The following is a 25,077-nucleotide window of genomic DNA, read 5'->3' on the forward strand; positions in this document are numbered from 1 at the left end:
TAGACCAGTCGTCTAGTTCCCAGGCAAAAAAAAGCGAGCTCAACCGAGCAAGCTTTTTGTCAGGGTCATTGCCGATTCAAAGGGTTGAGTGGAACGGTTCACTTTCGCCATCAACGAGGCGCCCAGCCACAATTGGTAAAGCGACTCAGCCAGCGCAACACTGTCACGGGTAGCGATACTGCCGTCCTTGATTCCGCGCTCGATGCTGTCCGTGATCAGCTTCACGATCCGGGTCGTGCCTTTCTCCAGCACCTGCCGCATAACCTCGGAGAGGTCGCAGACCTCGGCGCCAAGCTTCACGACCAGGCATTTGTTATCGACCGAGTCGTCATGCTGGGTTTCGCTCCAATACTGGAAGTACGTCAGAAGGCTCTCTGCCCCGCTGGCCTGTTGCTTGAGAATCGGGCCGATACGCGACAGATATTCGTCAAAGTACTCATCAAGGAGTGCCTGGCCGAATTCTTCCTTGGATTTGAAATAGTAATAGAACGACCCCTTGGGCACGCCCGCCGTGCTCAACACTTCATTGAGACCTACGGCGGTATAGCCTTTGTGGGTCATGAGCGCCCTGGCTACATCAAGGATGTGCTCGCGCATTTCATTAGCGGGTTTCTTCATAGTGGGTGCAGCCTACCGGAAATTAGACCAGTCGTCTACAAGCTTCTACAAAGGATACGCGATAACGAAGTCTGCCCTGCAATCATAAACAAAATGAATATGTTTCCCGTCAAAACAACATTATTATTTTCGAATGATCAAAGAACTGAAAACACTTATCGCGGTGGCCAGAGAAGGCACGTTTGCTGCGGCGGGCAGCAAGATCGGGCTTACCCAAGCCGCCGTCAGTGCACAGATGCAACGCCTTGAGGCGGAGCTTGGCGTGGCGTTATTCGACCGCAAGGGACGCTCCGCCCAGCTCAACCGCATGGGACATCAAGTGCTATTGCAGGGCCAGGAGCTGGTGCGCCAGTTCCAAAACCTGGGCACGACATCGGTCGGCCTATCGGCCAGTATCCTGGTCACCATTGGCGCGATTGCCTCCGTTCAGCGCTCCTTTTTGCCGGAAGCACTCGCTGAGTTTCACCAACGCTCCCCACAATGCAGGACCCGCGTCGTTCCCGGCCTTTCGATGGAACTGGTGAACCAGGTCGATTCAGGTGAAATCGATATGGCCGCAATCATCCGCCCACCCTTCTCCCTGCAGAGTGACCTGCGCTGGACCACCTTGGCCCGTGAACCGTACCGCCTGATCGTTCCTGCCGATATGCCAGGAGACGACTGGGCGGAGCTGTTATCAAGCCAGCCCTTCATTCGGTATGACCGCTCATCTTTTGGCGGGCGTCAGGTTGATCGGTTCTTGCGAGAAACTCATATCCCCCTGCATGAAGTCTGCGAGCTCGATGAGCTGGATGCGATTATCAAGCTGGTGGCAAACGGAGTCGGCGTGGCGTTGGTGCCGGAAATGGCAGCCCACCAGCAATGGTCTGCCGGGGTTCGCCCCATCGACCTGAAACAACGCACATTTCATCGCGACATTGGCCTGGTCCATCGTGCGCGCCGTAGCCTCAGCGAGCCGGTAAAGTTATTAGTCCAGTTGATTACCGACCAGGTTCTGAAAAGCCCGTAGGGCAAGGAGCGATGTCTGCCCGACGATGAACCTTATCAGCAATAAAATAAGGGCTCTCGACGCTGTTACGTGGAGAGCCCTTTTGTGTCGCTGCCCCGGCGTTCTAAGCGCCCACGGCATTTTTCCGTACAAGCGGTGCCTTTTCCCACTTGGCGATCACCAAGGGTGCAATCGCGTTACCCAAGACGTTCAAGGTGGTGGTTCCACTGTCGATAATCCTGAAAATCCCGGCGATCAACGCGACCCCCTCCAATGGCAGCCCGGCTGACGCCAGGGTCGCAGACAGAATAATGATGGCGAAACCAGGCACACCTGCAGCGCCCTTCGACGTCAATACCATCGTGACTACGAGCAAGATCTGCTGAGTCAATGAAAGATCGATGCCGTATAGCTGGGCAATGAAGATCGTCGCCACACCGAGGAAAATCGAAGCCCCGTCCAAGTTGAAGGCATAGCCCACTGGCACGACGAAACTGACGATACGCGCAGGGACACCGTACGCTTCAAGCTTGGTCATCAATTGCGGCATGACCGCTGCAGAGGCAGCGCTTGAAAACGCCAGAATCAACTCATCCCTGAAATACTTGATCAACTTGAATACATTTTCACCGATCAGATAGCAAATACCTCCCAGTAATACCAACGCAAAAGTAATCAGCGCGAGATAGACCACGCCAATCAACTTGAGCAAGGGTAACAACGAGGCGAATCCAAAAGTCGCAACGGTTGCTCCGATCATGCCAAACACTCCAATCGGTGCATACGCCATGACAAACGACACGACCTTGAACATGGCATCAGAAAAGCCCTGGATGATTGCAATGACCGGTGCGCTCTTCGCTTTGGGCAATGTGTTCAGCGCCATTCCGAGCAGGACGGCAAAAAACAGCACCGACAACAACTTCGCTTCCGACATCGCCATGATCACGTTATCCGGCACGATGTTTTGCAGGATGACCAGTGCACCTTTAGACGGTTCAATGGTGACCACCGAGCTACCGCTGTGGGCGATGCCAGCAATCTGGGTGCCCTGACCAGGCTCGAACAGATTGGCAAAGCACAGCCCCAGCACGATGGCCAAGGTGGTAATCGCAAAAAAGTAAATCAGTGACTTTGCCCCCATAAGACCGAAGGACTTGTTATCGCCGCCCCCGGCAATGCCGAGGATCATGCAGCAAAAAACAATGGGAACAACGACCATTTTCATCATCTTGATGAAAATGTCGCCGAGGGGTTTAAGCACTTCGGTACTGACCCAAACCTGATGTTGCGGGTGGGTATTGAAATACCAACCAACGAGCACGCCGAGCAACAGACCAGCAACGATCTGCCAAACCAATGGGATACGTTTCATGTCTAGCCTTTTTTTGGAATGAAAGGACTGCTTAAGGGCAGTAGCTAGATTCATGAGCTTCCAGCTCATTTTAAATTTCCTGGCGCGATGTATTCGCGCCAGGGGTTTTATTATTTTGCGAAGAGCTGACTCATATCTTTGAAGGCTTTGAACTCAAGTGCATTACCACAGGGGTCGAACAGGAACATGGTGGCCTGTTCCCCCACCTGCCCTTTGAATCGGATGTAGGGTTCAATGACGAACTTGGTATCGAAGGCTCTCAAGCGCTCGGCCAGCGCTTCCCATTGTGCCCATTCCAGAATGATCCCGAAATGAGGCACCGGTACGTCGTGACCGTCTACGGGGTTGCTATGGACGCTTTCTTGAGAAGCGGTTTTAGGGTGCTCATGGATGACCAATTGATGGCCGTAGAAATCGAAGTCTACCCACTGGGTGCTGGAGCGCCCTTCGGAAAGACCGAACACTTCACCGTAGAATGTGCGTGCGGCGGCCAGGTCATACACGGGAATTGCGAGGTGGAAAGGAGAAAGACTCATCGGGACTCCGGGCTGCAATTTTTATTGATTTCCAAAGGGACAGCGGGCTCGCTGTCTGCCGGGCTTCTTAGGCCATATTTATGCTAGGGCCGCACACGCCTAAAAAAAATCAATATATATTTTCTACAAGCACAAATTTTTTTGTTGCTTGTGAGCAGTCCAAAAGCTCGGTTTGCCGCCAGGAAGTATCAGTGACGCAACAACCTACGCAACGGCACCCCATCCTTGAGCACCGGGGACTTGATGACGATATAGCTGAAGTACTTGGAAATGCCGATGTTCTTGTCCAGCAACCCTTCGATGACTTCCTGATAATGCTGGATGCTGCAGGTCATGAAACGCACGAGGTAGTCGTAGCCGCCGCTGATCAAATGACACTCCAGTACCTCATCGACCAAGCGGATATTGGATTCGAACTTGGCGAAGTCCTCCCGCTTGTGGTCGCTCAGGGTGATTTCAGTGAAGACCGTGACCGAGTCAGTGATCTTGGCCAGGTTGAGATGAGCCCTGTAGCCGGAAATATAACCCGCCGACTCAAGCCGCTTGACTCGCTGCAGGCATGGGCTGGATGACAGCCCCACGGCATCGGCGAGACTGACGTTGGTCATTCGACCGTCCTTTTGAAGTTCAACAAGGATACTGATATCAATTCGGTCTAGTTTTATTAAACCTTCCATCGTGTACCCCTCGGTTGTCTTCAGGTTGACAGTGGTTTTAGCAAATTCAACGGCGCAAAGATAGCTGATGCTGAGCGACCAGGTCGGCCATGCTGGTGATGTAGAAGTCGGCAGAATATTCTTGATTATCAGGCTCATGGCCACGGCGGATCAGACATAGGCCCGCTGACTTTGGCGCTTGTGCAGGTGGCCTGGACACTTGCATGATGTTTTCAGGCTTGAGCGTGTTCGCTTGCAGCCATGCCTCATCTTCCAATGGATTGTTCGCTCGGGAATGCAAGTCCTCGGGAGGGATCCCCAAACGCTCGCAGAGGGGCTCGCGATCCTCGGCATCGCGGTCGCAGTACACCAGCAACCGGTAGAATTTACGCAAGTACAACATCGCGCCGGGTGCGTCCTCGAACAGCGACCAATTGCCTGCCGAACGGGCAAAGCTCATGCCCTCCTCCCAACTGACCTTGAGCCCCAGGCGCTCTGCCAGTTGCCGATGGGCGAAGCACAATAGACCACTGAAACCCAGTTCGGAAAAACGCGGATAGAGCCCGCGCACCGCCGCGTCGAATTCCGCCAACACGGCGTCCCTGTCTGGCATGCCCGGGTGGTTGTCGAGCAAGGGTTGCAGGGCCGTCCAGACACCGGAGTCCCTATCGACCAGAACTTCGTCGCAATCGATCAGCAGCGCACGATAATCAGTCAGGTGCATGTGTCGCCTCCCATGATGCATTCATCAATCCATCTGCGCTAAATGCCCTCGGTCGGCACCTCGTTACAGGCGCCGATCGAGACCTGAGATTAATCCAACACGCGTAGCAAAGCTGCTTCAAGAATGTTCAGTGCTTCGTCGATCTGGCTTTCTTCGGTGACCAAGGGAGCCAAGAAGCGCAGGACATTGCGGTACACCCCGCATTTGATCACCAACAGCCCGCCTACCCTGGCCTGGTCGATCAGTTGCTGGGTGAGCTCGGCGTCGGGGCTGCGGGCCTCATCGTCCTTGATCAATTCGATGGCGAGCATGAAGCCGGTGCCGCGTACGTCACCGATACGTGGGTGACGTGCCTGCAAGCGCAGCAGGCCCTGACGCAGCCGTTCGCCCAATGCCTTGCCGCGCTCGAGCAGCTGCTCCTGTTCGTAAGCTTCGATCACCGCCAACGCCGCCGCACACGCCAAGGCGTTACCGCCATAGGTACCACCGAGGCCACCGGGCAAGGGGGCGTCCATGATGTGTGCACGCCCCACTACGCCGGAAATGGGCAAACCACCTGCCAGGCTCTTGGCGACGGTGACCAGGTCCGGCTGAATCCCGGCGTGCTGGAAACCGAACCACTTGCCGGTACGGCCGAAGCCGGTCTGGATTTCATCAAGGATGAGCACGATGCCGTGTTGCTCGGTCAGGGTCCGCAGCGCCTGGAGAAATTCCGGCGGCGCGGAAAGGAAGCCACCGTCGCCTTGCACCGGTTCGATGATGATCGCCGCGACCCGATCCGGAGCGACTTGGGTCGCCAGCAACTCATTCAGGGCCTGCAACGCCATCTCGCTGCTGAAACCGCGATAGGCATTCGGGTATGGGGTATGGAAGACTTCAGGCGCGAAGGGCCCGAAGTTCTGTTTGTAGGGCTGGCTCATGCCCGTCAGCGTCGTACCCAGCAAGGTACGACCATGGAAACCGCCACGGAAGGAAATGACGGCGGGACGATTGGTATGGGCACGGGCGATCTTCACCGCGTTCTCCACCGCCTCCGCGCCGGACGTGAACAGCGCCGCCTTGTAGGCTTGCTCGCCACCCACCAGCTCGCACAGGCGCTTGACCAGGTCGAGGTAGGGTTTGTAGGCCACGACTTGGAAGCAAGCATGGCTGACCTTCTGCAGTTGGGCCTGCACCGCCGCGACCACCTTCGGGTGATTATGGCCGATGTTCAAGACGCCAATGCCGCCGACGAAGTCCAGATAGCGCGCCCCGTCCACGTCCCACACCTCGGCACCCTGGGCCCGGTCGATGACCAGTGGATGTGCGGTGACCAGACCCCGTGGCACGAATTGATCGCGTTGACGGAGCAAGCTTGGGGTTTCTTCGACTTTACTGTTCATGGCATCTCCCACAGTGAACCAGGCAACCGGGAAACGGTTGCGATGTGTTCCACAGGTTAAGCGTTCGACGCAATTGTCTAAGCCGAACTTGGCCTCTGGGAAATTCGGATCGACTGTTTTCACCCCGGCAAACAGCAGATTCCTTCAGCCGCCTCCAGCCCCATGGAATCTGCCGGCAAACGCCCCATACAACGCAGTGTCGACGGATTACGCAGGCCCTTTTGATACATCCTGCTTTACCACTCGGGCATGCTGGATGTTCCCTATCCAGTATGAGAAGTGACCCATGGCCCTGCTTTATAAAGCCGACCCGGTACGCGGCGAACAATGGAAGCGTCTGTTCGCCGAGCACGCGCCGGATATCGAATGGCGTGCCTGGCCGGACATCGGCGATCCGAAGGACATTCGCTACCTCGCCGCTTGGCAGACGCCGGATGACCTCGAAGCACTGTTGCCGAACCTTGAAGTGCTGTTCGCGTTGTCGGCCGGGGTCGACCAACTCGACCTTGATCGCCTGCCGATGTCCCTGCCGGTGGTGCGTCTACTCGATCCTGGTATCACCCGGGGCATGTGCGAGTACGCCAGTTTCGCCGTGCTCAGCCTGCACCGGGATATGCTCCGTTATCGCCAGCAACAGCTCGCCCGATGCTGGCAGGCGCACTTGCTGCAACCGGCGGCCCAGCGTCGGGTCGGTGTCATGGGGCTTGGCATGCAGGCCCAGCAGATCCTGGCCACCTTGCAGACCTTTGGTTTCGCCTTATCCGGCTGGGCACGCAGCGAACACACTATCGTTGGCGTGGATTGCTTTGCCGGTAACGAACAACTCCCGGCGTTCCTCGGCCAATGCGACATCGTGATCTGTGTCTTGCCATTGACCGAGCAGACCCAAGGGATTCTCAACCGTCAATTGTTCAGACACCTGCCCCAGGGCGCGGCCCTGGTCAACATGGGCCGCGGTGGGCACCTGATAGAAGCGGACCTGCTCGAGGCTTTGGCCAGCGGTCAACTCAGTGCCGCGGTGCTCGACGTCCTGCAACAGGAGCCGGCCGCACCGGATCACCCGTTCTGGCAACATCCTCAGATAGTGCTGACGCCGCATATCGCGGCGATGACCCAACCCGAAAGCGCCTTTGGCGTGCTGCTGGAAAATATCCGTCGGCATCAACGCGGCGAATCGATGCTCGGCCAGATTGATCGCCAGCGACGTTATTGACCCGCGCAGCCCATGCGTCTGCATAAGCACCGACAAAAAAGACGCTGATATTTGCTGCTGGGCCGGCTGCGGATTTGAGCAATAACTGCGGCGCGTGAAGCCGCAACTTATGCAATCTACCGAATCAATGCCGGCCTCTTGTCAGGCCTGGCGGCAGGTGAGATACCCATACTTTCAGCGGAGAAATCCGACCGGTCACGCTCCCTTGTCCATGGAGATCTGTCATGTCCAACTCGCAACGCCCTGTCTATGCCTACCGCCCCATGACCGCTGCCGATGTGGCGGCGGCCCATGCCTTGTCCGTGCAGTTGAAATGGCCCCACCGTCTGGAAGACTGGGCCATGCTGCAGCGTGTCTCCCAAGGCTTTGTCGTAGAGGACGAAGGGCGTCTGATCGGTACCGCGTTCACTTGCCCGCAGGGTGATTACGCCACGATTGGCCTGGTGATCGTCAGCGATGAGTACCAGGGCCAGGGCATCGGGCGCAGATTGATGGAACTGGCGCTCGAAGCGTGCGGTTCGCGGACCGCGGTGCTCAATGCGACGTTGGCCGGCGCGCCCCTTTATGCCAGCCAGGGATTCGTTGACTTTGGGCATATCCAGCAGCATCAGGGCAACGTATTGCCCCCTGCCTCCACGGACCTGCCATCCGGTGAGCGCCTGCGCCGCCTGACCGACACCGATCGAAACGAGGTGATCGAACTCGCCAATGCCGGCAGCGGCCTGGACAGGCATACCGTGCTCAACGATCTGTTCGACAGTGTCGACGACGTCGTGGGCATCGAGCGCGATGGACAACTGCGCGGATTCGCCATTTTGCGTCCCTTCGGCCGCGGTCGTTATATCGGCCCGGTCGTGGCAGAAAATCCAGGGCAGGCCAGGTACTTGATCGCCGTGTTATTGGCGCAAGTACCGGACGCTTTCGTGCGCATGGATGTACTGCCCGACAGCGGCTTGGGTGCCTGGCTGGAAGAAGCCGGGTTGAAACAGGTCGACACCGTCGCCCAAATGGTCCGCGGGACCCCGCCCCAGGCCAGCGGCGGCGTACATCAATTTGCGCTGGTGACCCAGGCCATCGGCTGACGCCCCTCCATCACCGCTATACCATCCACTCTCCTGGAGAAACACCCTCATGCTAGAACCCACTGCCGTGCTGCTGGCCCATGCCAACGGCACTCCCGCGTCCACGGCATTCACCCGCGGCTCATTGGGCGCCAACGATCCTTTCGACCGGCAGATCGCTTATGTCGGGACCGATGACATTGCTGCCGGCATCGTCCAAGCGAGCGGGCAATTCAGCACCGATGACTACCCCTACAGCGAAACGATTGTTGTCCACGCGGGACACGTCACCCTGCAGAGCCAGGAGCACTCGCTCGAACTCAATCCGGGTGACAGCGCCGTGATTGCCCGCGGCACATCGGTTCGGATCGAGGCGCAACCGGGTTCGCTCTGGGCATTCTGTGCCGATATCCAACCGGTTGAAGCCGGCAACATAGGGCTGACCGCTCTCCCCCCGCACACCCTGCTCTCCCCTTCGACGCCTCCGAGTGAAGAGTTCCTGCTGAGCCCGACGCCACAATGTCGCTCGAACAACTTGTTCGTCGAGGACGCGACCAACCTGCGCATCGGCATTTGGGATTCGACCCCTTATACCCGCAAGGCGCGGCCACATACGATGCATGAATTGATGCACCTGATCGAGGGCTGCATCATTCTCCAGATCGCCGGCGGGACCCAACTGGCGGTCAACACGGGCGATACGGTGTTCGTACCGCTAGGCGCTCCCTGCGCCTGGAAGAGCAGCGTCTATGTGCGCAAGTTCTACGTCTGCAAGTAACCCGAAGCGTATCAGCGCCGGCAGATGAGTTGTCCTCTGCCGGCGCCCACCCCAATACCGATCACATCACTCGCGGAGTAAAGACAATGGGATTAGGTGGCTTCAGTATCGGAAAATTGCTGATCATCCTGGCGATCCTGGTCCTGCTGTTCGGCACCAAGCGCCTGAAAGGCCTGGGGACGGATCTTGGGGACACGATCAGGGGATTTCGCAAATCCATGGACGAGGATAAGCACGGTCCCGAAGCCCCCGGGGACTCGATTGACGCTCAGGCGCGCACGCTCGAAGCGTCGGCCAAAAAATCATAAGTTTTTATTCAAATCCGCTTTAGCGGAATCTCTCCTCAAGGTCGCCTGGATCCCTTCCCAGAGCTGAAAACCTTCTTTCTCCGCCTGCGTGATTAGGCCCGTATAGCGTATGCCCGTGATTTAAAGCACAGCGAGGTAACGTAAATTGAAAACACTGTTGCTGACAAAAGAAGAAGTTGCCAGTTTGATATCGATGAAGGAAGTCATAGACGCTGTGGCGCAGGCATACAAAGCGTTCAACAGCGAGCAAGTTGTACAGCCCGACTATATCGGGATTCACCTCCCGCCGCCTCGTGGGGAAATCGATTTCAAGATTGGTTATTGTAAAACCAATGAACTGATCTCCATGAAGGCCTCTTCAGGAGGATTCATAGACAATCCGGCAACTCACGACGTACCTAACAGCATGGGGACTGTTCTCCTGTTTGACGCGAGGAGCTGTGCGTTGATTTGCGTCATGGATGGGAGTTTACTCACCCACCTCAGAACCGGAGCCTCCGGAGCCATTTCGGTACAAGTACTGGCAAGAAAGAACTCGAGGAAAATTACAACCATAGGCACCGGAAACCAGGCCCGAATGCAAATTCGGGCAATCCGCGAGGTTATGGACATTGAAGAAATCCACGCGTGGAGCAGAAATCCGGATGCCCTTTGCCGATATAAAGTGGATATCGAGCGCGAGTTTGGCATTCCCGTGATCGTGGCGAACTCGAAGAAAGAAGCTGTCGAGCAAGCTGACATCTTGATTACCACGACCCGTGGAACAGGATCGCTTGTCGAAGCGGGCTGGATAAGACCGGGTACACATATCATCGCTATTGGTACGGATCAAAAAGGTAAGCAAGAGCTGGATCCCGCGATATTCAGGCATGCAAAAATCGTGAATGACTCGATTTCGCAATGCATCGAAAAAGGTGAAACGTGGCATCCGTTAAATAAGGGAATCATTGTCAAGTCCGATATCCATGGAGAGATCGGCGAGATATTGCTGGGCATAAAACCCGGAAGGGAAAGTGATGAGGAAATCACTGTTTTCGATTCTACGGGCATGGCCATACAGGACAACACGACCTCCGAAAAAATCTACCGAAACGCGTTAGAGATCAACGTCGGGACTTTTTTTGGTTTTCTTTGAACTCAGTCATTCAACACTAAGATCTGGAAAGGTAATTACTATGCGTGACTATCCAACGATCAACGATATAAAAGAAGCCCAGGAACGGCTGAGACCTCACATCAGGCATACACCGCTATTACGTGCAGAAAAAATAGAGATTGCCGTGGGTTGCCAGCTCTATCTGAAACCGGAAACATTGCAGATTACCGGGGCTTTTAAAATTCGAGGTGCTCTGAACAAGACACTTTCGTTACCCAGGGATGAGATCGCCAATGGCATTATTGCCACCTCGTCGGGCAACCATGCCCAAGGGCTTGCCTACGCGGCCCGAATGCTGGGGGTGAAAGCGATATTGGTGCTACCGGTTACCACTCCAAAAATCAAAATTGGCAATACCATGGCGCTTGGAGCGCAAGTGATTCTTTTCGATGGCGACACGGCTGCCAGATGGAAAAGAGTGTATGAAATCGCCGAAGAAAATAACTATGCAGTCGTTCACGCGTTTGAAGATCCTTTGGTGATGGCCGGTCAGGGGACAATCGGCTGCGAAATACTGGAGGATCTGCAAGATGTCGATACGGTCATCATCCCCATGGGCGGCGGTGGCCTTATTTCGGGCATTGCCACGGCCATCAAGGAAACCAGGCCATCGGTGCGCGTAGTCGGCGTAGAGCCTGCCTTAACGCCAAAGTACTACCAGAGCAGGATAAACGAAGAACGTACGACGCTACCGCTGAAAAATACCATCGCGGATGGGTTGAGAATCAGCGTCCCGGGGCAGAATCCATACCCGATTATCGAGCGGTACGTGGATGAGATCATTCTGGTTGAGGAAGAGCACATCATTGAAGGTATGCGTGTCCTGGCCAAGGATGCAAAATTGATAGCCGAGCCCGCCGCAGCGATTGGTATCGGGGCTTTGTTGGCGGGTGCAATCAACGTCAAGCCGGATGAAAAGGTTTGTGTGGTGTTGACGGGCGGAAATTGGGACCTGTGCGACCTGGCCGAAATATACAAGGCTGTCGAGTAGTTTGCGTCCTGGGACGCGCCCCAAAAAAAAGCCCGCAGTGAGACGGGCTAAAGAGTGACACAACAAGAATCAATACCGGGCGTTGCCTCGGCTCAAAGCGCCGCGGCGATCGCCGCTCCAACCTCCTGGGTCGAACCTTGCCCGCCCAGGTCAGGCGTAATCGGCCCCTCTGCGATGACCTGCTCGATGGCCCTGAGAATACCGTCATGGGCCGCGCGGTAGCGCTCATCGCCATTGCCGAGGAAGTCCAGCATCAAGGCACCGGACCAGATCATCGCAATCGGGTTGGCGATGTTCCGTCCATAGATATCCGGCGCCGAACCATGAACCGGTTCAAACAGCGAAGGAAAACGTCGCTCCGGGTCGAGATTGGCCGAGGGGGCGATGCCGATGGTGCCAGCGCAGGCCGGCCCGAGGTCGGACAGGATGTCGCCGAACAGGTTCGACGCCACGACCACATCGAAACGATCAGGCTGAAGCACGAAGCGCGCACACAGGATGTCGATGTGTTGCTTGTCCCAGGTGACGTCCGGGTACTGCTGCGCCATGAGGGCTGTGCGTTCGTCCCAGTACGGCATGCTGATGGAAATGCCGTTGGACTTGGTCGCCGCGGTCAGGCGCTTGCGCGGCCGGGTCTGAGCCAGGTCGAAGGCGAACTTGAGAATCCGGTCCACGCCACGGCGGGTGAACACCGACTCCTGCAGCACGAACTCGTGCTCGGTGCCTTCGAACATCTTGCCGCCAATCGAGGAATATTCGCCCTCGGTGTTTTCGCGAATCACCACGAAATCGATGTCCCCGGCTTCGCGCCCTGCCAACGGGCACGGCACACCGGGAAACAATCGCACCGGACGGATATTCACGTACTGGTCGAAGTCCCGACGAAACTTCAACAGCGAACCCCACAGGGAAATATGATCCGGCACCTTGTCCGGCCAGCCCACGGCGCCAAAATAAATCGCGTCGAAGTCCTTGAGCTGCTCGAACCAGTCGTCGGGCATCATCTGCCCGTGTTCCAGGTAATAATCGCAGTTGGCCCAGTCGAGCACTTCAATGCTCAAATCCAATTGCCATTTCTTCGCGGCCTGCTCCAATACCCGCAGCCCTTGTGGCAAGACTTCCTTGCCAATGCCGTCGCCGGCAATCGCGGCGATTCTGAATGGTTTGCTCATCAACCGTGCCTCCTCTCTTCAAACGCTGACCGGGTCACAACCCACCCATGTGGAAGGCTTTGACTTCAAGGAATTCGTCCAGGCCGTACTTGCTGCCTTCACGCCCCAGGCCGGATTGCTTGATCCCGCCAAAGGGCGCGACGTCCATGGAAATGAGCCCGGTATTGAGACCGATCATGCCAAACTCCAACGCCTCGCCGAACCGCCATGAGCGGCGCAGGTCCTGGGTGAAGAAATACGCGGCCAGGCCATAAGGCGTTGCGTTGGCCGAGGCCAGCGCCTCTTCTTCCGTGCGAAAGCGCATCAGCGGTGCCACTGGGCCGAAGGTTTCTTCGTTGGCCAGCAGCATCCCGGCATGGGTTTCGCCGAGCACCGTCGGCTGGACGAACTGGCTGCCGCCCTGGGGGATCTCACCACAGAGTAGACGCGCGCCCTGGCTCAACGCCTCGTCGATGTGTCGAGCGACCTTACTGACCGCCGCCGCATTGATCAGGGGACCTATGTTTACGCCGTCCTGCAGGCCATCGCCGACCTTGAGCTTGCCCACCTCCTCCACCAGGCGCTGGGCGAAGCGCTCGTAGATCCCATCCTGCACCAGGATTCGGTTGGCGCAGACGCAGGTCTGTCCCGCGTTGCGGAATTTGCTGAGCATGATGCCGGTCACCGCCTGTTCCAGGTCGGCGTCGTCGAACACGATGAATGGCGCGTTACCGCCCAGTTCCAGGCTCAAGCGCTTGATGTGTTCCGAGCTCTGGCGCATCAGCAGTCGACCAACCGCGGTGGAACCGGTGAAGGACAGCTTGCGCACCGTTGGGTTGCCGGTCAGCTCTTCACCAATGCCGACAGGCATGCCAGTGACGACATTGAACACCCCGGCGGGAATGCCGACCCGCTCGGCCAGCACGGCCAGGGCCAGGGCCGACAGTGGGGTCAGGTCCGACGGCTTGACCACGATCGTGCAGCCGGCGGCCAGAGCCGGCGCGCACTTGCGGGTGATCATCGCGTTGGGGAAGTTCCACGGGGTGATCGCGGCGCAAACGCCGACCGGTTGCTTGAGGGTCAGCAAGCGGCGGTCACCGCTGGGGGCCTGGATGGTTTCGCCGTAGACCCGTCGGGCTTCTTCGGCAAACCATTTGACGAAGCTGGCACCGTAGCGAATCTCGCCCTGGGCTTCCGTCAGCGGCTTGCCCTGTTCGCAGGTCAGGATCAACGCCAGGTCGTCGAGGTTGTCGATCATGGCCTGATACCAACGATCCAGCAGCGCCGCCCGTTCTGCCGCCGGACGTGCACGCCAGGCCGGCCAGGCACGGTCGGCGGCTTCGACGGCGCGCCGGGTTTCGCTGCCTTGTATCGCCGGCACCTTGGCGAGCACTTCGCCAGTGGCCGGATTGATGACGTCCAGGGTCTCGGCGTTGTCGGCGCCGACCCATTGACCGTCGATGTAAGCGAGTTCTACCAGCAGGCTGGGGTCTTTCAGGCGATTCTTGAGCATGGCGTGGAGTCCTGTTCTGAGACAGTCTCCAGTCTATTGAGTCGCCATGGATGAGGATGCTGAAAACGCCGGTCCTACAGCCGTCGAATGCTGAAAATCAGCATTCGACGGCAGGCTTTACCGTGGCACGATTAGATGCGCATCGAGCCCAACAGCCCCTGCAGAAAACGCTCGCCTGCGACCAGTTGGCTGATCTCGATGAACTCGTCAGGCTTGTGCGCCTGCTCTATCGAGCCTGGGCCACAGACCACCACCGGCACGTCCAGGCGTTGCTTGAACAACCCGCCCTCGGTGCCGAAGGAGACTTTGACGGTGCCGGTGTCCGGGGCGGCAAAGTTTTTCAGGAAACGCACCGCGTCGACGCTCGGATGGGTATCGAGGCCCGGGTAGACATTCAAGGTCTCGATTTCGATCGCGGCCACGCTGGAGAGCTTCTTGGCTTCGCGCACGATCAGTTCGGCCCGCTCGCGCATCTGTTCGAGGAACCCGTCCAGGTCGTCCGCTGGCAAGTTGCGCACTTCGAAATCCAGGGTGCACAGGTTGGGCACGATGTTCAGCGCCTTGCCGCCGACAATCTGGCCGACATGCACGGTGCTGTAGGGCACATCGTAATCGGTATCCCGTGCCCCCTGCTCTTGCAACTGCTGCTGGCTCTGGCGCAGCGCGGCGATGAAATCGCAGGCCACGTGAATCGCATTGACCGAACGCGGTGCGAGTGAGGAATGCGCTTCCAGGCCGCGACAGTAGGTGCGGTAGGAACCCTTGCCCTTGTGCCCGAGCACGAACTGCATATTGGTCGGCTCGCCGATGACGCACAGAAACGGCCGAACCGGTGCCAGGTGCAGCACATCGAGCAAACGACGCACCCCCACGCACCCGATCTCTTCGTCATGGGACAACGCCAGTTGCAATGGCCGGCTCAATGGCTGTTCGCTGGCATCGAGCATGGCGTCGGTGGCCAGTGCGATAAAACCCTTCATGTCGCAACTGCCCCGACCATAGATCCGCCCGTCCCGCACCGTCGCCTCAAACGCCGGGACAGTCCAGGCCTGCCCCGCCGCCGGCACCACGTCGGTATGACCGGACAGGAGGACCCCCGGCACGTCCCGGGGTCCGGTGCTGGCAAACAGATTGGCTTTCTGGCCGCTTTCATCCTGGACGATCAGCGACTCGATGCCCTTGGTCAGCAGCAGATCGCGTACGTACTCGATCAAGGCCATGTTCGATTCCGAAGAGACGGTATCGAAGGCCATCAGCCGCTTGAGAATCTCCAATACACGGGGTTTCATGCGTACGCCGCCACGGTCAGGTTGTTCGATTGCTGGGTTTTCATCAGTTCGGCGCTGTCGTGATGGCAGAGGATTTCGCTGCCGCCGACAATCATCCGCCGCTGCGGCGCGACGCAATTGCACAGCCCGTCTACCCGTACCGGGCAGCGACTGAGGAAGGTACACAGCCCGGGCACGTTGGCTTTCGGGCCAACGGGCGGCAGCGTCTGGCAGGTCGTTGCCCCGCAGGTTTCCAGCCAGCCCTGGCGCAGCTCCGGTACGGAATGAATCAACAGGTCGGTATACGGATGGAACGGCGCCTCGGCATAGGATTGGCGGCTACCGGCCTGGACCTTGTGTCCGCTGTACATGACCACGATGTCGTCGCACAAGGCGCGCACGGTGGAGATGTCGTGGCTGATGAACAGATAGGACACTCCCAGTTGCTGGCGCAGGTCGCGCAGCAGTTCGAGAATCGCCGCGCCGACCACGGTATCCAGCGCCGAGGTCACTTCGTCGCAGAGGATCAGGTCCGGCTTGGCCGCCAAGGCCCGGGCCAGGTTGACCCGTTGCTTCTGGCCGCCGGACAGTTCGTTCGGGCGTCGGTCCGCCATCGTGCGCGGCAAACGCACCAGGTCCAGTAATTCGCCGATACGCTCGCGCAACGCCGCGCCCTTGAGGCCGAAGTACATCTTCAGCGGACGGCTCAGGATCGTGCTGACGCTGTGCATCGGGTTGAGGGCAGTGTCGGCATTCTGGAAGACCATTTGAATGCGTCGGAACTGTTCGTGGGTGCGCGACGACAGGCTGCCCCCCAGGGGCTGGCCATCAAAGGTCAGCCCGCCAAGGGCCGGCACCAGCAATCCGGCCACGACCCGTGCCAGGGTCGATTTGCCAGAGCCCGACTCGCCAATGACGCCAATGGCCTGGCCTCGGCGAACCGTCAGGTCGATGTCTTCCAGCACCCGAATCGCTGGCATGCCCTGGGCATTCTTGTTGCCGTAGCCGGCGGTCAGCCCTTGGATGGTCAGCAGTGGCGTGTCCTGGGCGATGTCGCTCGGTGGGCGGATCGTCGTGTCCGGCCGCGCCGCCGCCAACAAGCTGCGGGTGTATTCGTGGGCCGGGGCCTTGAGCAAAGGCGCCGTGGCGCTGTGTTCGAAGATTTCGCCGCCATTGAGCACGACGATTTGGTCAGCCATCTGCGCCACCACCGCGAGGTCGTGGGACACATAGACGGCCGTGGCCCCGCGTTCACGCACCACTCGCTTGAAGGCCCGCAGTACGTCGATTTGGGTCGTCACGTCCAGGGCCGTGGTCGGCTCGTCGAGCACCACCAGCAACGGATCGCTGATCAGCGCCATGGCCGCCATCACCCGTTGCAGTTGCCCGCCGGACACTTGGTGGGGATAGCGCTGGCCGATGCGTTCAGGGTCTGGCAAGGCCAGGTCGCGGAACAATTCGATGGCCTTGGCCTCAAGCTCCGCGCTACTACCCAGGCCATGAATCAGCGCGCCTTCCACCACTTGGTCGATGAGTTTTTTCGCCGGGTTGAACGCTGCTGCAGCACTCTGGGCGATATAGGACACCCGATTGCCGCGCAACTTCTGCAACTGGCTTTCGCCCAACGCCAGCATGTCATGCTCGCCGATTTGCACGACGCCGCCCGCCAGCCGACACCCGCGCCGGGCATAACCGAGCAGCGCCAGGGCGATGGTGGTCTTGCCGGAACCGGACTCGCCGATCAACGCCAACACTTCACCCTTTTGCAGGGAGAAGCTGACGCCCTTGACGATGTCCACCTCACCACGCTCGCCACAGGCGACCACGCGCAGGTCCTGTACTCGAATCAACTCGCTCATTTCAATGACCTCCCGAACGTCGGCTACGTCGCGACGACAACCGGTCGATGAACAGATTCACGCCGATGGTCAGGGTGCCGATGGCCAGTGCTGGAATCACGATGGCCGGTGCCCCTTGATTGAGCCCACCGATGTTCTCGCGCACCAGCGAGCCCAGGTCGGCATCTGGCGGTTGCACGCCCAGCCCCAGGAAACTCATGCCACTGAGCAGCAGCACGATGAAACCAAAGCGCAGGCCCAGGTCCGCCAACACCGGGTTGAGGATGTTCGGCAGGATTTCCACGCAGGCGATGTACAGCCGACGCTCGCCCCGGGTACGGGCCACTTGCACGTATTCCAGGGCCTCGATATTCACCGCCATGCTGCGGGCGATGCGGAACGCGCCGGGGGTGTAGCTCAACACCGCCGTGCAGATCAGCAAGGTGACCGAAGAACCGAAGGCCGAAACCATGATCAGCGCGAGCATCTTGCTGGGGATCGAAATGAACGCATCCATCAGGCGACTGATCAACTCGTCCAGCCATTTCGGCGACACCACCGACAGCAGTGCCAGGCTGGTCCCCAGGGTGCTGGACAACACCGCGGCCACCAACGCCAGGCCGACGGTGAAGCGCGCGCCGACGAGGATCCGGCTGAGCATGTCGCGGCCCAGGTAATCGGTGCCGAACGGGTACGTTGCGCTGAGGCTGTCGAACACGTTGTCGGAGACCACCTCCCCCACCGGATGTGGCGCCAGCCACGGGCCGAAGATGGCCACCAGCAACCAGATCACACACATCGCAGCACCGACCAGCCCCAGCCAGGACTTGGCGTGGGCATCTTTGCCCAACCCCAGCGCAACGGCCGCCGTCGGGGACTTCACAATGAGATTGTTCATTGGTTTCTCAGCCTCGGATTGGACAGTATCGCGCACAGGTCGGCAATCAAGACCAATGCCAGGTACGCCGTACAAAACAACATGGTGCAGGCCTGGACCAGGGCCATGTCGCGGTTGGTCACGGCATCGACCATCAGGCTGGCGATGCCGGGATAGTTGAAGATCGTTTCGACGATCACCACCCCGCCCAACAAGTAGGACAGGCTCAGGGCGATGGCATTGGCGATGGGGCCGATGGCATTGGGCAAGGCATGCCGAAGTACGATGCGGATATTGCTCACGCCTTTGAGCCGGGCCATTTCCACGTAAGGGCTGTCGAGCTGATCGATCACCGCCGCCCGGGTCATGCGCGACATTTGCGCGACAATCACGCAACACAGCGTCATGACCGGCAATGCGTAGGTGCGCATGAATTGCCAGGGTGAGGTGATGTCACTGGCGTAGGACAGCGCCGACAACCAGCCCAGGTTCACCGCGAAGATCAGCACCGCCAAGGTGGCGACCAGGAATTCCGGCACCGCCACCATGGTCAAGGTGAAGAAACTCAGGAAGCTGTCGATGCGCCCGCCCCGGCCCATAGCCGAGCCGATGCCCAGGGCCAAGGCCACAGGCACCGACACCAACGCGGTGGCAGCCGCCAGCATCAACGTGTTGGGGACCCGGCCGGCCATCAGGTCGATGACCGGCATGGCATTGGACATCGACATGCCCAGGTCACCGCTGAGCAGGCTCGTCAGCCAGTGCAGATAACGCAACACACCGGGCTGGTCCAGACCCATTTTCGTCCGCAGGGCCGCCACTTGTTCTGGCGTGGCGAACTGCCCCAGCGCCTGTTGCGCCGCGTCTCCCGGCAGTACCGCCGTGATGGCGAATACCACCATGGAGACAATCAACAAGGTCACGACCGCCGCCCCCAGGCGGCGGCCAATCAACCAGAGTGTGTTGCTGTTCATCATCCGACCCTCATGCAATATGGCCAAAACCCGACGTTCATCAAGCGTCCAGCCAGACTTGCTCGGCAAACATGTAGCCCATGAAACCGCCCAGGGGGTTGGCGCCGTAGCCCTTGACTCGCTGATCGGCACCGTCGATGTTGCTGATGAACACCGGGACGCCAATACCACAGTGCTCATGCACCAGCACTTGCATGTCGCCGTACATCTTGCCGCGCTTGGCCTCGTCGGTTTCACCGCGGGCCTGGATCAACAGCTGGTCGAACTGTTCGTTTTTCCAGCCGGACTCATTCCACGGCGCACTCGACTGGAAGAACTGCGAGAACAGCATGTCGGCATTCGGCCGTGGGTTGATGTTGCCAAAGCTCAGCGGGTGCTTGGCCCAGTGGTTGGACCAATAGCCATCGCTCGGCAGGCGGTTGACGTTGAGCTTGAGCCCGGCTTCTTTGGCGGACTGCTGCAGCAACACCGCGACGTCCACCGAGCCGGTCGCCGCTGGCGAGCACATCAGCGGCATGCTGATGTCTGCCATGCCGGCTTTCTTGAGCAGGAACTTGGCCTGTTCCGGATCGTAGGCCCGTTGTGGCAGTTCGGCGTTGTAGAAGCGTGCGCCGGGGGCGATCGGATGGTCGTTGCCGACCCTGGCGTAACCCCGGAAGATTGCCGACTTGATCTGTTCCCGATCCAGCAGCAGCTTCATGGCCTGGGTGAATTCCGGGCTTTTGCCAGGCATCTGGTCCTGACGAATGATCAAGTCAGTGTAGTTGCCCGACGGTGAGTCAATGACCTGGTGCTTGGCGCTGGCCTTGATGCGAGTGGTCGAGCGCGGGTTGACCTCGTTGACGATGTGCACGTCCCCCGACAACAGGGCGTTGATCCGCGACGATTCGTCGGCGATGCCGATGAATTCGATTTCGTCCAGGTACGGCAAGCCGGGTTTCCAGTAATTGGTATTGCGCACACCAATGGAACGCACCCCAGGCTTGAACTCCTTGACCTTGAACGGACCGGTACCGACGCCCTGGCTGAAATCGCTGGTGCCTTCGGGAACGATCAGCATGTGAGAAACGGCAAGCACCGACGGCAATTCAGCGTTGGGGCCGGTCAACTGTATCTGCACTTCATGGGTGCCGACGGCTTTGACGTCAGCGAACTGCGACGCCAGCGGCAAGACCTTGGAGCCGGTGATCGGGTCCTTGTGCCGCAACAACGAAAACACCACGTCGGCAGCGGTCAGTGCCTTGCCATTGTGGAAGGTCACTTCCTTGCGCAGGCTGATCACCCAGAGCGTGGCGTCGGTGGTTTCGATACGCTCGGCCAGTTCCAGTTGCGGCACCATGTGGCTGTCGAAACGGGTCAGCCCGTTATAGAACATGTAGTGGCGCACATAGTCGGTGGACGATGAACCTTTGGCCGGGTCCAAGGTGTCGGCGGTGGAGCTGGTCGAGCCTGCGACACGGATGCGACCGCCAGGCTTGCCTTTGCCAGGGGCTGCGGCCTGCTCATCAGCGAACAACTTGCCGGCGGCGCCGAACAGGCTACCCGCGCCCGCCACCGTCACCCCGGCCAATCCGAGCATTTGCAAAGCATTGCGGCGCGACATGCCGCGATTGAGCCCTTCGAAGATGCGCAGACTTTCCGTACCTGTTATCAGCTGGGTGTCGATACTGTTTTTTTTGTCAGTCATGTCAGTTCTACCTTTCGGAAGTGATAAGGTTCGATGGCTCGCGATTAACGCAATGTGTTGAAACGTGAAGCGTCCCCCGCAACTCAATGCAAATAGTCTTGAAGGCGGTAATACGCACCGACCAGGGGCAGGAACCAAGGCTTGCCAAAATGTCCGGGGATGGCTGGCCAATCGAGCTCGCGCCAAGGGTTGGCCTCGACCTTGCCGGCCATGACGTCGGCCATGACCTGGCCCATGTGCACCGACATCTGCACGCCATGGCCGCTGTAGCCCATGGAGTGATAGATGCCACCGTGCTGGCCGGCCCGGGGCAGTCGGTCGGACGTCATGTCCACCAGTCCCCCCCAGCAATAATCGACCTTCACGTGAGCCAACTGCGGGAACATCTGCACCATCGCCGCATGCAGGACTTTGCCGCTCTTGGCATCCGACACGCTGTCAGACATGGCGAACCGCGCACGCCCACCAAACAGCAGGCGGTTGTCCGGCGTCAGGCGAAAGTAGTTGCCGATCATGCGGCTGGTGACATAGGAGCGATGGGCCGGCAGCAAGCTGTCGATCAGCGCCTGGGGCAACACCTCGGTGGCGATCACGAAACTGCCCACGGGTACGATCCGCCGCCGATACCAGCCCAACCCACCCTGCTGAGAGGTGCCGGTGGCCAGCAGGACCTGCGTGGCCTGGAGCGAACCCTTGGTGGTATTGACCCGATAGCCGCCGGCACTGGCTTTCCAGTCCGTGACGGATACACCCTGGAAGATCAACGCGCCATGACGGGCTGCGGCTTCGGCCAACCCGACCCCGAAGCGCCCGACATGCATCTGCACGCCGTTGCGCTGCAGCAAGCCACCATGGAACTGGGCCGAATTGACTTCAGCGCGGGTTTCCTGGGCAGACAGCAACTCGACCTCGGCATCGACCTCCCGCCGGATCAATTCGCAGGTGCGCGCCAAGCCTTCGTAATGCAGGGGCTTGGCCGCCAGCTTGAGCTTGCCATTGCGCTTGAGGTCGCAGGCAATCTGCTCCTGCTCCACCAGCGAGACAACGCTTTGCACGGCGCTTTCATAGGCCAGGTAATAGGCGCGCGCTTTATCGGCGCCGAGGCTGGCGCTCAGTGCCGCGTAGTCCTGGGCAACGCCGGTATTGCATTGGCCGCCATTGCGTCCCGACGCTTCGCCAATGACCCGCCCGCCTTCCAGCACCACCACATTGGCGCCCTTCAAGGCCAGGGCCCGGGCCGCGGCCAGGCCAGTGAAACCACCCCCGACGATGGCCACATCGACCTGCCCGGGCAACGCACCGAGCTGGGCACCGGTGAATGCCGGTGCGGTATCGAGCCAGTAAGACTCACTGCCCATGTCTAACCCCTTATGCCTTGAAGAGTGCCAAGAGACTCAGAGACCGACCAGACCGGCCAATCCGCCGATGTCCGGGATCTGGTGGTAGCTGTAGCCCACGTTCCCAGGCAGTTCATGACCGCGAGCCACGAACGCTTTGTTTTTGATCTTCATGTCGTCGGCTGGCATCAGGTCATAACGGAAGCTCGAGGACACGTGCAGCACATCTTCCGGCCCGCAGCCGAGGTTATCGAGCATGAACTCGAAGGCGGCCAGGCGCGGCTTGTAGGCTTGGGCTTGTTGAGCCGTGAAGACTTTATGGAAAGGCGCGCCGAGCTTGTCGACGTTGGACATGATCTGCTCGTCCATCGCGTTGGAGAAAATCACCAGGGGGATCTTGTCGGCGATTTTCGACAGGCCTGCCGGTACATCAGCATGGGGGCCCCAGGTCGGTACGGCATCGTAGTAGAGCTGGCCTTCGCCTTTGTATTCGACGCCCCAGCGTTTGCAGACACGGGACAAGGCAGTCTTGAGGATTTCATCATATGGCCGCCAGTCACCCATCACCTGGTCCAGGCGATAGGCCGAGAAATCCTTGACGAACTGGTCCATCTGCTCGGCAGGGACCCGATCGGCGAACAGCTCGCGCGTCATGGTGCCCATCTGGAAGTTGGTCAACGTGCCGTAGCAGTCAAAGGTAATGAACTTGGGGCGAAGGAAGCTCATGAGTGCAGTCCTGAGTGATGGTTGAGGTCATGAGGGGCAAGCAGTTGCGCCGTTCTGGAAGCCTGGGTGCAACGCTGCATCACGGATTTATTACAGCATCATGAGACCGTGCATAAACCGTTAAAAGTATAGGTCGCTTGGCACAAACCACCGTTTTTCGGGGCCTGCTCAGCAGACTGTGCGGGATGCGCCAAGCGCGGGCATTTGCGCCGTTTTCAAGGGATTTACGGGCGCAAATGGTGCGCAAAAAACCACGTGAACCGCTGTGTGCGGCAGAATCTACGCCCGCACTGCCCCTGCAAGAACGAGAACGGGCGCATCCCTTTCAGGAGGCGCCCGTTCATGGTGTCGTGGCTTGGAGATCCTTTGCTCAGAACTCCGCCACCTTGCCCCAGGACGAAGATTGGAAACGGTCCGGGTGATAAGGCCGCGGATCGACCAGTGGGGTCATGTCACAGATGATGTCGGCGATCAAGTGGCCCGCCCCCGGGCCGATGCCGAAGCCATGACCACTGAACCCCGCCGCCAGCACCAGGCCAGGTAGGCTGGCCATCTCGCCGATGCCGGGGACGCCGTCCGGCGTGCTGTCCACATAACCTGCCCAGGCTGCGGTGACCGACGACGCCTTCAGCGCCGGGATCAGGTCTACCGCGCGCTTGTAAGTCAACTCAACCGTCGAGGCGTCTGCTTTCGGATCCAGGATTCGCATGCGCTCCATCGGCGTTGGCTGGTCCAGCCGCCAGCGGCCCAAGCCTTCGTGTCCCGACTGGAAACCCTCCAGGCCACCGGGAGCCAGCTTGCGCCACCTGCGCTGAAACATTGGCAGGAACTGCGGGGCGAAACGCAGCAGTTGCAAGGTCGGGTCGACGCGCCCTCTGCCGCTGATGGCCAACGTCATCCCGCCATCGGCGCGACGGGTCATGGAGATTTCATCCGTATGGAGCGCATCCGGTATTTCCTTGGCGCCCTTGGACACCGACAGGATCGTTTGACGAATGGACGCCTGGGGAAAGCGAATGCCGTACTGCCGGCAGAAAGAGGAGGCCCAGGCGCCACCGGCGAGCACCGCGAGCTGGGTGCGAATGGTGCCCTTCTCGGTGACGACGGCCGACAACCGACCGCCTTCTGTCTCGAGGCCACGTGCGGCGCAGCCCTGGTGCACGGTGCCGCCCAGCTTGATGATGGCCCGCGCCACCGCCGGCGCGGCACGGGATGGGTCTGCTGTACCGTCGGTTGGTGAAAAGACCCCGCCTTTCCATGGCTTGCCGGTCACCCGACCCTGTTCGGCGGCCTGCTCCGCCGTCAGCATATGGGTTTCCACATTGACGGTACGGGCGAACTCACCCCATTTTGCCCAACCGGCCAGCTCTTTCTCGTTGTTGCTCAGATAGAGCAGGCCACATCTCCTGAATCCGGTGTCTTCCCCAGTCTCTGCGGCGAACTGCTCCCACAGATCCAGGCTCTTGGTCGACAGCGGCAACTCGCGGGCGTCTCGGTTCTGCTGGCGGCACCAGCCCCAGTTGCGACTCGATTGCTCTGCCCCTACGCGGCCTTTTTCCACCAGTGCGACCTTCATGCCGCGCTTGGCCAGGTAATAGGCCGTGAAGGTCCCGATAATGCCGCCGCCGATCACGACAACGTCAGCGTGTATCGGAAGTTCAGAATGCGTCTCTACGGAGATTAACGGTGCTGGCATTTTCAGGATGTCCATTGAGGGCCGGGGGCGTTTAAAAAAGCATCTTCTTCAGCCGGTCGGGTGCATCGGGCTTGTACTGAGGATGTATGACCAGGGCAAGCCGCTACTCCGTTCTGGAAGCATCAGTGCCATGCTGAATCTGGTGTTTATTACAACACCAAGAAACCGTGCATAAACGGTTAAAAGTATAGGTCGGCTGGTACAAAGCACCGTTTTGCGGGATG

The 25,077-nt window shown here is 59.2% G+C and carries 23 protein-coding genes; 7 read left to right on the forward strand and 16 right to left on the reverse strand.

From position 1 onward, the window contains the following. Nucleotides 1–39: 39 nt before the first annotated feature. Nucleotides 40–618, reverse strand: coding sequence for a TetR/AcrR family transcriptional regulator (locus ACLH0I_RS15500; protein ID WP_250963705.1), 579 nt, complete (start codon nt 616–618; stop codon nt 40–42). 133 nt (nt 619–751) lie between these two features. Between ACLH0I_RS15500 and ACLH0I_RS15505 the strand changes: the two genes are divergently transcribed. Beyond that, a complete protein-coding gene (locus ACLH0I_RS15505) occupies nt 752–1,627 on the forward strand; it encodes a LysR family transcriptional regulator (RefSeq protein WP_186728320.1) in 876 nt (291 codons plus the stop codon). Nucleotides 1,628–1,730: 103 nt separating this feature from the next. Here ACLH0I_RS15505 and ACLH0I_RS15510 read toward each other — a convergent pair whose 3' ends face one another. The 5 genes from ACLH0I_RS15510 to gabT form a co-directional block, all read right to left on the reverse strand. Then, on the reverse strand, nt 1,731–2,981 hold the full coding sequence (locus ACLH0I_RS15510) for a cation:dicarboxylate symporter family transporter (RefSeq protein WP_411387513.1): 1,251 nt from the start codon (nt 2,979–2,981) through the stop codon (nt 1,731–1,733). A 110-nt stretch (nt 2,982–3,091) separates the two neighbouring features. Continuing rightward, entirely contained in the window at nt 3,092–3,517 is a 426-nt protein-coding gene (locus tag ACLH0I_RS15515; protein ID WP_411384658.1) for a VOC family protein, read from the reverse strand. A 188-nt stretch (nt 3,518–3,705) separates the two neighbouring features. Continuing rightward, entirely contained in the window at nt 3,706–4,194 is a 489-nt protein-coding gene (locus ACLH0I_RS15520) for an Lrp/AsnC family transcriptional regulator (protein WP_008146530.1), read from the reverse strand. Nucleotides 4,195–4,240: 46 nt separating this feature from the next. Next, the gene (locus tag ACLH0I_RS15525; RefSeq protein ID WP_411384659.1) at nt 4,241–4,897 is read right to left on the reverse strand and encodes an HAD family hydrolase; all 657 of its coding nucleotides are present in this window, start codon (nt 4,895–4,897) and stop codon (nt 4,241–4,243) included. A gap of 89 nt (nt 4,898–4,986) precedes the next feature. After that, nucleotides 4,987–6,279: a 4-aminobutyrate--2-oxoglutarate transaminase gene (gene gabT, locus ACLH0I_RS15530; RefSeq protein WP_411384660.1), complete on the reverse strand. Its 1,293-nt coding sequence runs from the start codon at nt 6,277–6,279 to the stop codon at nt 4,987–4,989. 286 nt (nt 6,280–6,565) lie between these two features. Here gabT and ACLH0I_RS15535 point away from each other — a divergent pair, with 286 nt between their 5' ends. The 6 genes from ACLH0I_RS15535 to ACLH0I_RS15560 all read left to right on the forward strand — a co-directional run bounded on the left by ACLH0I_RS15535 (nt 6,566) and on the right by ACLH0I_RS15560 (nt 11,786). Continuing rightward, on the forward strand, nt 6,566–7,492 hold the full coding sequence (locus ACLH0I_RS15535; RefSeq protein WP_250963699.1) for a 2-hydroxyacid dehydrogenase: 927 nt from the start codon (nt 6,566–6,568) through the stop codon (nt 7,490–7,492). A 224-nt stretch (nt 7,493–7,716) separates the two neighbouring features. Then, complete coding sequence (locus tag ACLH0I_RS15540; RefSeq protein ID WP_250963698.1) at nt 7,717–8,574, forward strand: GNAT family N-acetyltransferase; 858 nt, start codon at nt 7,717–7,719, stop codon at nt 8,572–8,574. A gap of 49 nt (nt 8,575–8,623) precedes the next feature. Then, a complete protein-coding gene (locus ACLH0I_RS15545; protein WP_411384661.1) occupies nt 8,624–9,331 on the forward strand; it encodes a cupin domain-containing protein in 708 nt (235 codons plus the stop codon). 86 nt (nt 9,332–9,417) lie between these two features. Next, nucleotides 9,418–9,639 (forward strand): twin-arginine translocase TatA/TatE family subunit, encoded by a 222-nt coding sequence (tatA, locus tag ACLH0I_RS15550; RefSeq protein ID WP_411384662.1) that lies wholly within the window; start codon nt 9,418–9,420, stop codon nt 9,637–9,639. 145 nt (nt 9,640–9,784) lie between these two features. Beyond that, entirely contained in the window at nt 9,785–10,774 is a 990-nt protein-coding gene (locus tag ACLH0I_RS15555) for an ornithine cyclodeaminase family protein (protein WP_411384663.1), read from the forward strand. Between the two features lie 40 nt (nt 10,775–10,814). Continuing rightward, nucleotides 10,815–11,786, forward strand: a complete 972-nt coding sequence (locus ACLH0I_RS15560; protein ID WP_411384664.1) for a threonine/serine dehydratase — start codon at nt 10,815–10,817, stop codon at nt 11,784–11,786. Nucleotides 11,787–11,878: 92 nt separating this feature from the next. On the opposite strand, the gene ACLH0I_RS15565 is transcribed toward ACLH0I_RS15560, so the two are convergent. From ACLH0I_RS15565 to ACLH0I_RS15610, 10 genes are all read right to left on the reverse strand, one after another. Then, nucleotides 11,879–12,958, reverse strand: coding sequence for a tartrate dehydrogenase (locus tag ACLH0I_RS15565; RefSeq protein WP_411384665.1), 1,080 nt, complete (start codon nt 12,956–12,958; stop codon nt 11,879–11,881). A gap of 34 nt (nt 12,959–12,992) precedes the next feature. Then, a complete protein-coding gene (locus ACLH0I_RS15570) occupies nt 12,993–14,450 on the reverse strand; it encodes an NAD-dependent succinate-semialdehyde dehydrogenase (RefSeq protein WP_411384666.1) in 1,458 nt (485 codons plus the stop codon). Between the two features lie 131 nt (nt 14,451–14,581). Beyond that, the gene (gene argE / locus ACLH0I_RS15575; RefSeq protein WP_411384667.1) at nt 14,582–15,739 is read right to left on the reverse strand and encodes an acetylornithine deacetylase; all 1,158 of its coding nucleotides are present in this window, start codon (nt 15,737–15,739) and stop codon (nt 14,582–14,584) included. Then, entirely contained in the window at nt 15,736–17,577 is a 1,842-nt protein-coding gene (locus ACLH0I_RS15580; RefSeq protein ID WP_411384668.1) for an ABC transporter ATP-binding protein, read from the reverse strand. The genes argE and ACLH0I_RS15580 overlap by 4 nt, the downstream gene beginning before the upstream one ends. Before the next feature lies 1 nt (nt 17,578). Continuing rightward, nucleotides 17,579–18,454: an ABC transporter permease gene (locus tag ACLH0I_RS15585; RefSeq protein ID WP_053121195.1), complete on the reverse strand. Its 876-nt coding sequence runs from the start codon at nt 18,452–18,454 to the stop codon at nt 17,579–17,581. Next, nucleotides 18,451–19,407 (reverse strand): ABC transporter permease, encoded by a 957-nt coding sequence (locus ACLH0I_RS15590; protein ID WP_186728398.1) that lies wholly within the window; start codon nt 19,405–19,407, stop codon nt 18,451–18,453. The genes ACLH0I_RS15585 and ACLH0I_RS15590 overlap by 4 nt, the downstream gene beginning before the upstream one ends. 40 nt (nt 19,408–19,447) lie before the next feature. Continuing rightward, a complete protein-coding gene (locus tag ACLH0I_RS15595; RefSeq protein WP_411384669.1) occupies nt 19,448–21,094 on the reverse strand; it encodes an ABC transporter substrate-binding protein in 1,647 nt (548 codons plus the stop codon). 83 nt (nt 21,095–21,177) lie between these two features. Further along, nucleotides 21,178–22,452, reverse strand: a complete 1,275-nt coding sequence (locus ACLH0I_RS15600; protein ID WP_411384670.1) for an NAD(P)/FAD-dependent oxidoreductase — start codon at nt 22,450–22,452, stop codon at nt 21,178–21,180. Between the two features lie 36 nt (nt 22,453–22,488). Further along, nucleotides 22,489–23,157: a haloacid dehalogenase type II gene (locus ACLH0I_RS15605; RefSeq protein ID WP_250963811.1), complete on the reverse strand. Its 669-nt coding sequence runs from the start codon at nt 23,155–23,157 to the stop codon at nt 22,489–22,491. 370 nt (nt 23,158–23,527) lie between these two features. Then, nucleotides 23,528–24,853, reverse strand: a complete 1,326-nt coding sequence (locus tag ACLH0I_RS15610; protein ID WP_250963812.1) for an NAD(P)/FAD-dependent oxidoreductase — start codon at nt 24,851–24,853, stop codon at nt 23,528–23,530. Nucleotides 24,854–25,077 lie beyond the last annotated feature (224 nt).

The organism is Pseudomonas sp. MPB03 (assembly GCF_046605385.1).
In the GTDB taxonomy this organism is placed as follows: domain Bacteria; phylum Pseudomonadota; class Gammaproteobacteria; order Pseudomonadales; family Pseudomonadaceae; genus Aquipseudomonas; species Aquipseudomonas zanjanensis.

Coding starts and splice junctions, on each gene's coding strand:
- ACLH0I_RS15565 (WP_411384665.1), bottom strand. CDS start 12,958: ATGAGCAAACCATTCAGAATCGCCGCGATTGCCGGCGACGGCATTGGC.
- ACLH0I_RS15580 (WP_411384668.1), bottom strand. CDS start 17,577: ATGAGCGAGTTGATTCGAGTACAGGACCTGCGCGTGGTCGCCTGTGGC.
- ACLH0I_RS15500 (WP_250963705.1), bottom strand. CDS start 618: ATGAAGAAACCCGCTAATGAAATGCGCGAGCACATCCTTGATGTAGCC.
- ACLH0I_RS15520 (WP_008146530.1), bottom strand. CDS start 4,194: ATGGAAGGTTTAATAAAACTAGACCGAATTGATATCAGTATCCTTGTT.
- ACLH0I_RS15560 (WP_411384664.1), top strand. CDS start 10,815: ATGCGTGACTATCCAACGATCAACGATATAAAAGAAGCCCAGGAACGG.
- ACLH0I_RS15600 (WP_411384670.1), bottom strand. CDS start 22,452: ATGGGCAGTGAGTCTTACTGGCTCGATACCGCACCGGCATTCACCGGT.
- ACLH0I_RS15545 (WP_411384661.1), top strand. CDS start 8,624: ATGCTAGAACCCACTGCCGTGCTGCTGGCCCATGCCAACGGCACTCCC.
- argE (WP_411384667.1), bottom strand. CDS start 15,739: ATGAAACCCCGTGTATTGGAGATTCTCAAGCGGCTGATGGCCTTCGAT.
- ACLH0I_RS15605 (WP_250963811.1), bottom strand. CDS start 23,157: ATGAGCTTCCTTCGCCCCAAGTTCATTACCTTTGACTGCTACGGCACG.
- ACLH0I_RS15510 (WP_411387513.1), bottom strand. CDS start 2,981: ATGAAACGTATCCCATTGGTTTGGCAGATCGTTGCTGGTCTGTTGCTC.
- ACLH0I_RS15505 (WP_186728320.1), top strand. CDS start 752: ATGATCAAAGAACTGAAAACACTTATCGCGGTGGCCAGAGAAGGCACG.
- ACLH0I_RS15585 (WP_053121195.1), bottom strand. CDS start 18,454: ATGAACAATCTCATTGTGAAGTCCCCGACGGCGGCCGTTGCGCTGGGG.
- ACLH0I_RS15535 (WP_250963699.1), top strand. CDS start 6,566: ATGGCCCTGCTTTATAAAGCCGACCCGGTACGCGGCGAACAATGGAAG.
- ACLH0I_RS15540 (WP_250963698.1), top strand. CDS start 7,717: ATGTCCAACTCGCAACGCCCTGTCTATGCCTACCGCCCCATGACCGCT.
- ACLH0I_RS15525 (WP_411384659.1), bottom strand. CDS start 4,897: ATGCACCTGACTGATTATCGTGCGCTGCTGATCGATTGCGACGAAGTT.
- tatA (WP_411384662.1), top strand. CDS start 9,418: ATGGGATTAGGTGGCTTCAGTATCGGAAAATTGCTGATCATCCTGGCG.
- gabT (WP_411384660.1), bottom strand. CDS start 6,279: ATGAACAGTAAAGTCGAAGAAACCCCAAGCTTGCTCCGTCAACGCGAT.
- ACLH0I_RS15515 (WP_411384658.1), bottom strand. CDS start 3,517: ATGAGTCTTTCTCCTTTCCACCTCGCAATTCCCGTGTATGACCTGGCC.
- ACLH0I_RS15590 (WP_186728398.1), bottom strand. CDS start 19,407: ATGAACAGCAACACACTCTGGTTGATTGGCCGCCGCCTGGGGGCGGCG.
- ACLH0I_RS15610 (WP_250963812.1), bottom strand. CDS start 24,853: ATGCCAGCACCGTTAATCTCCGTAGAGACGCATTCTGAACTTCCGATA.
- ACLH0I_RS15595 (WP_411384669.1), bottom strand. CDS start 21,094: ATGACTGACAAAAAAAACAGTATCGACACCCAGCTGATAACAGGTACG.
- ACLH0I_RS15570 (WP_411384666.1), bottom strand. CDS start 14,450: ATGCTCAAGAATCGCCTGAAAGACCCCAGCCTGCTGGTAGAACTCGCT.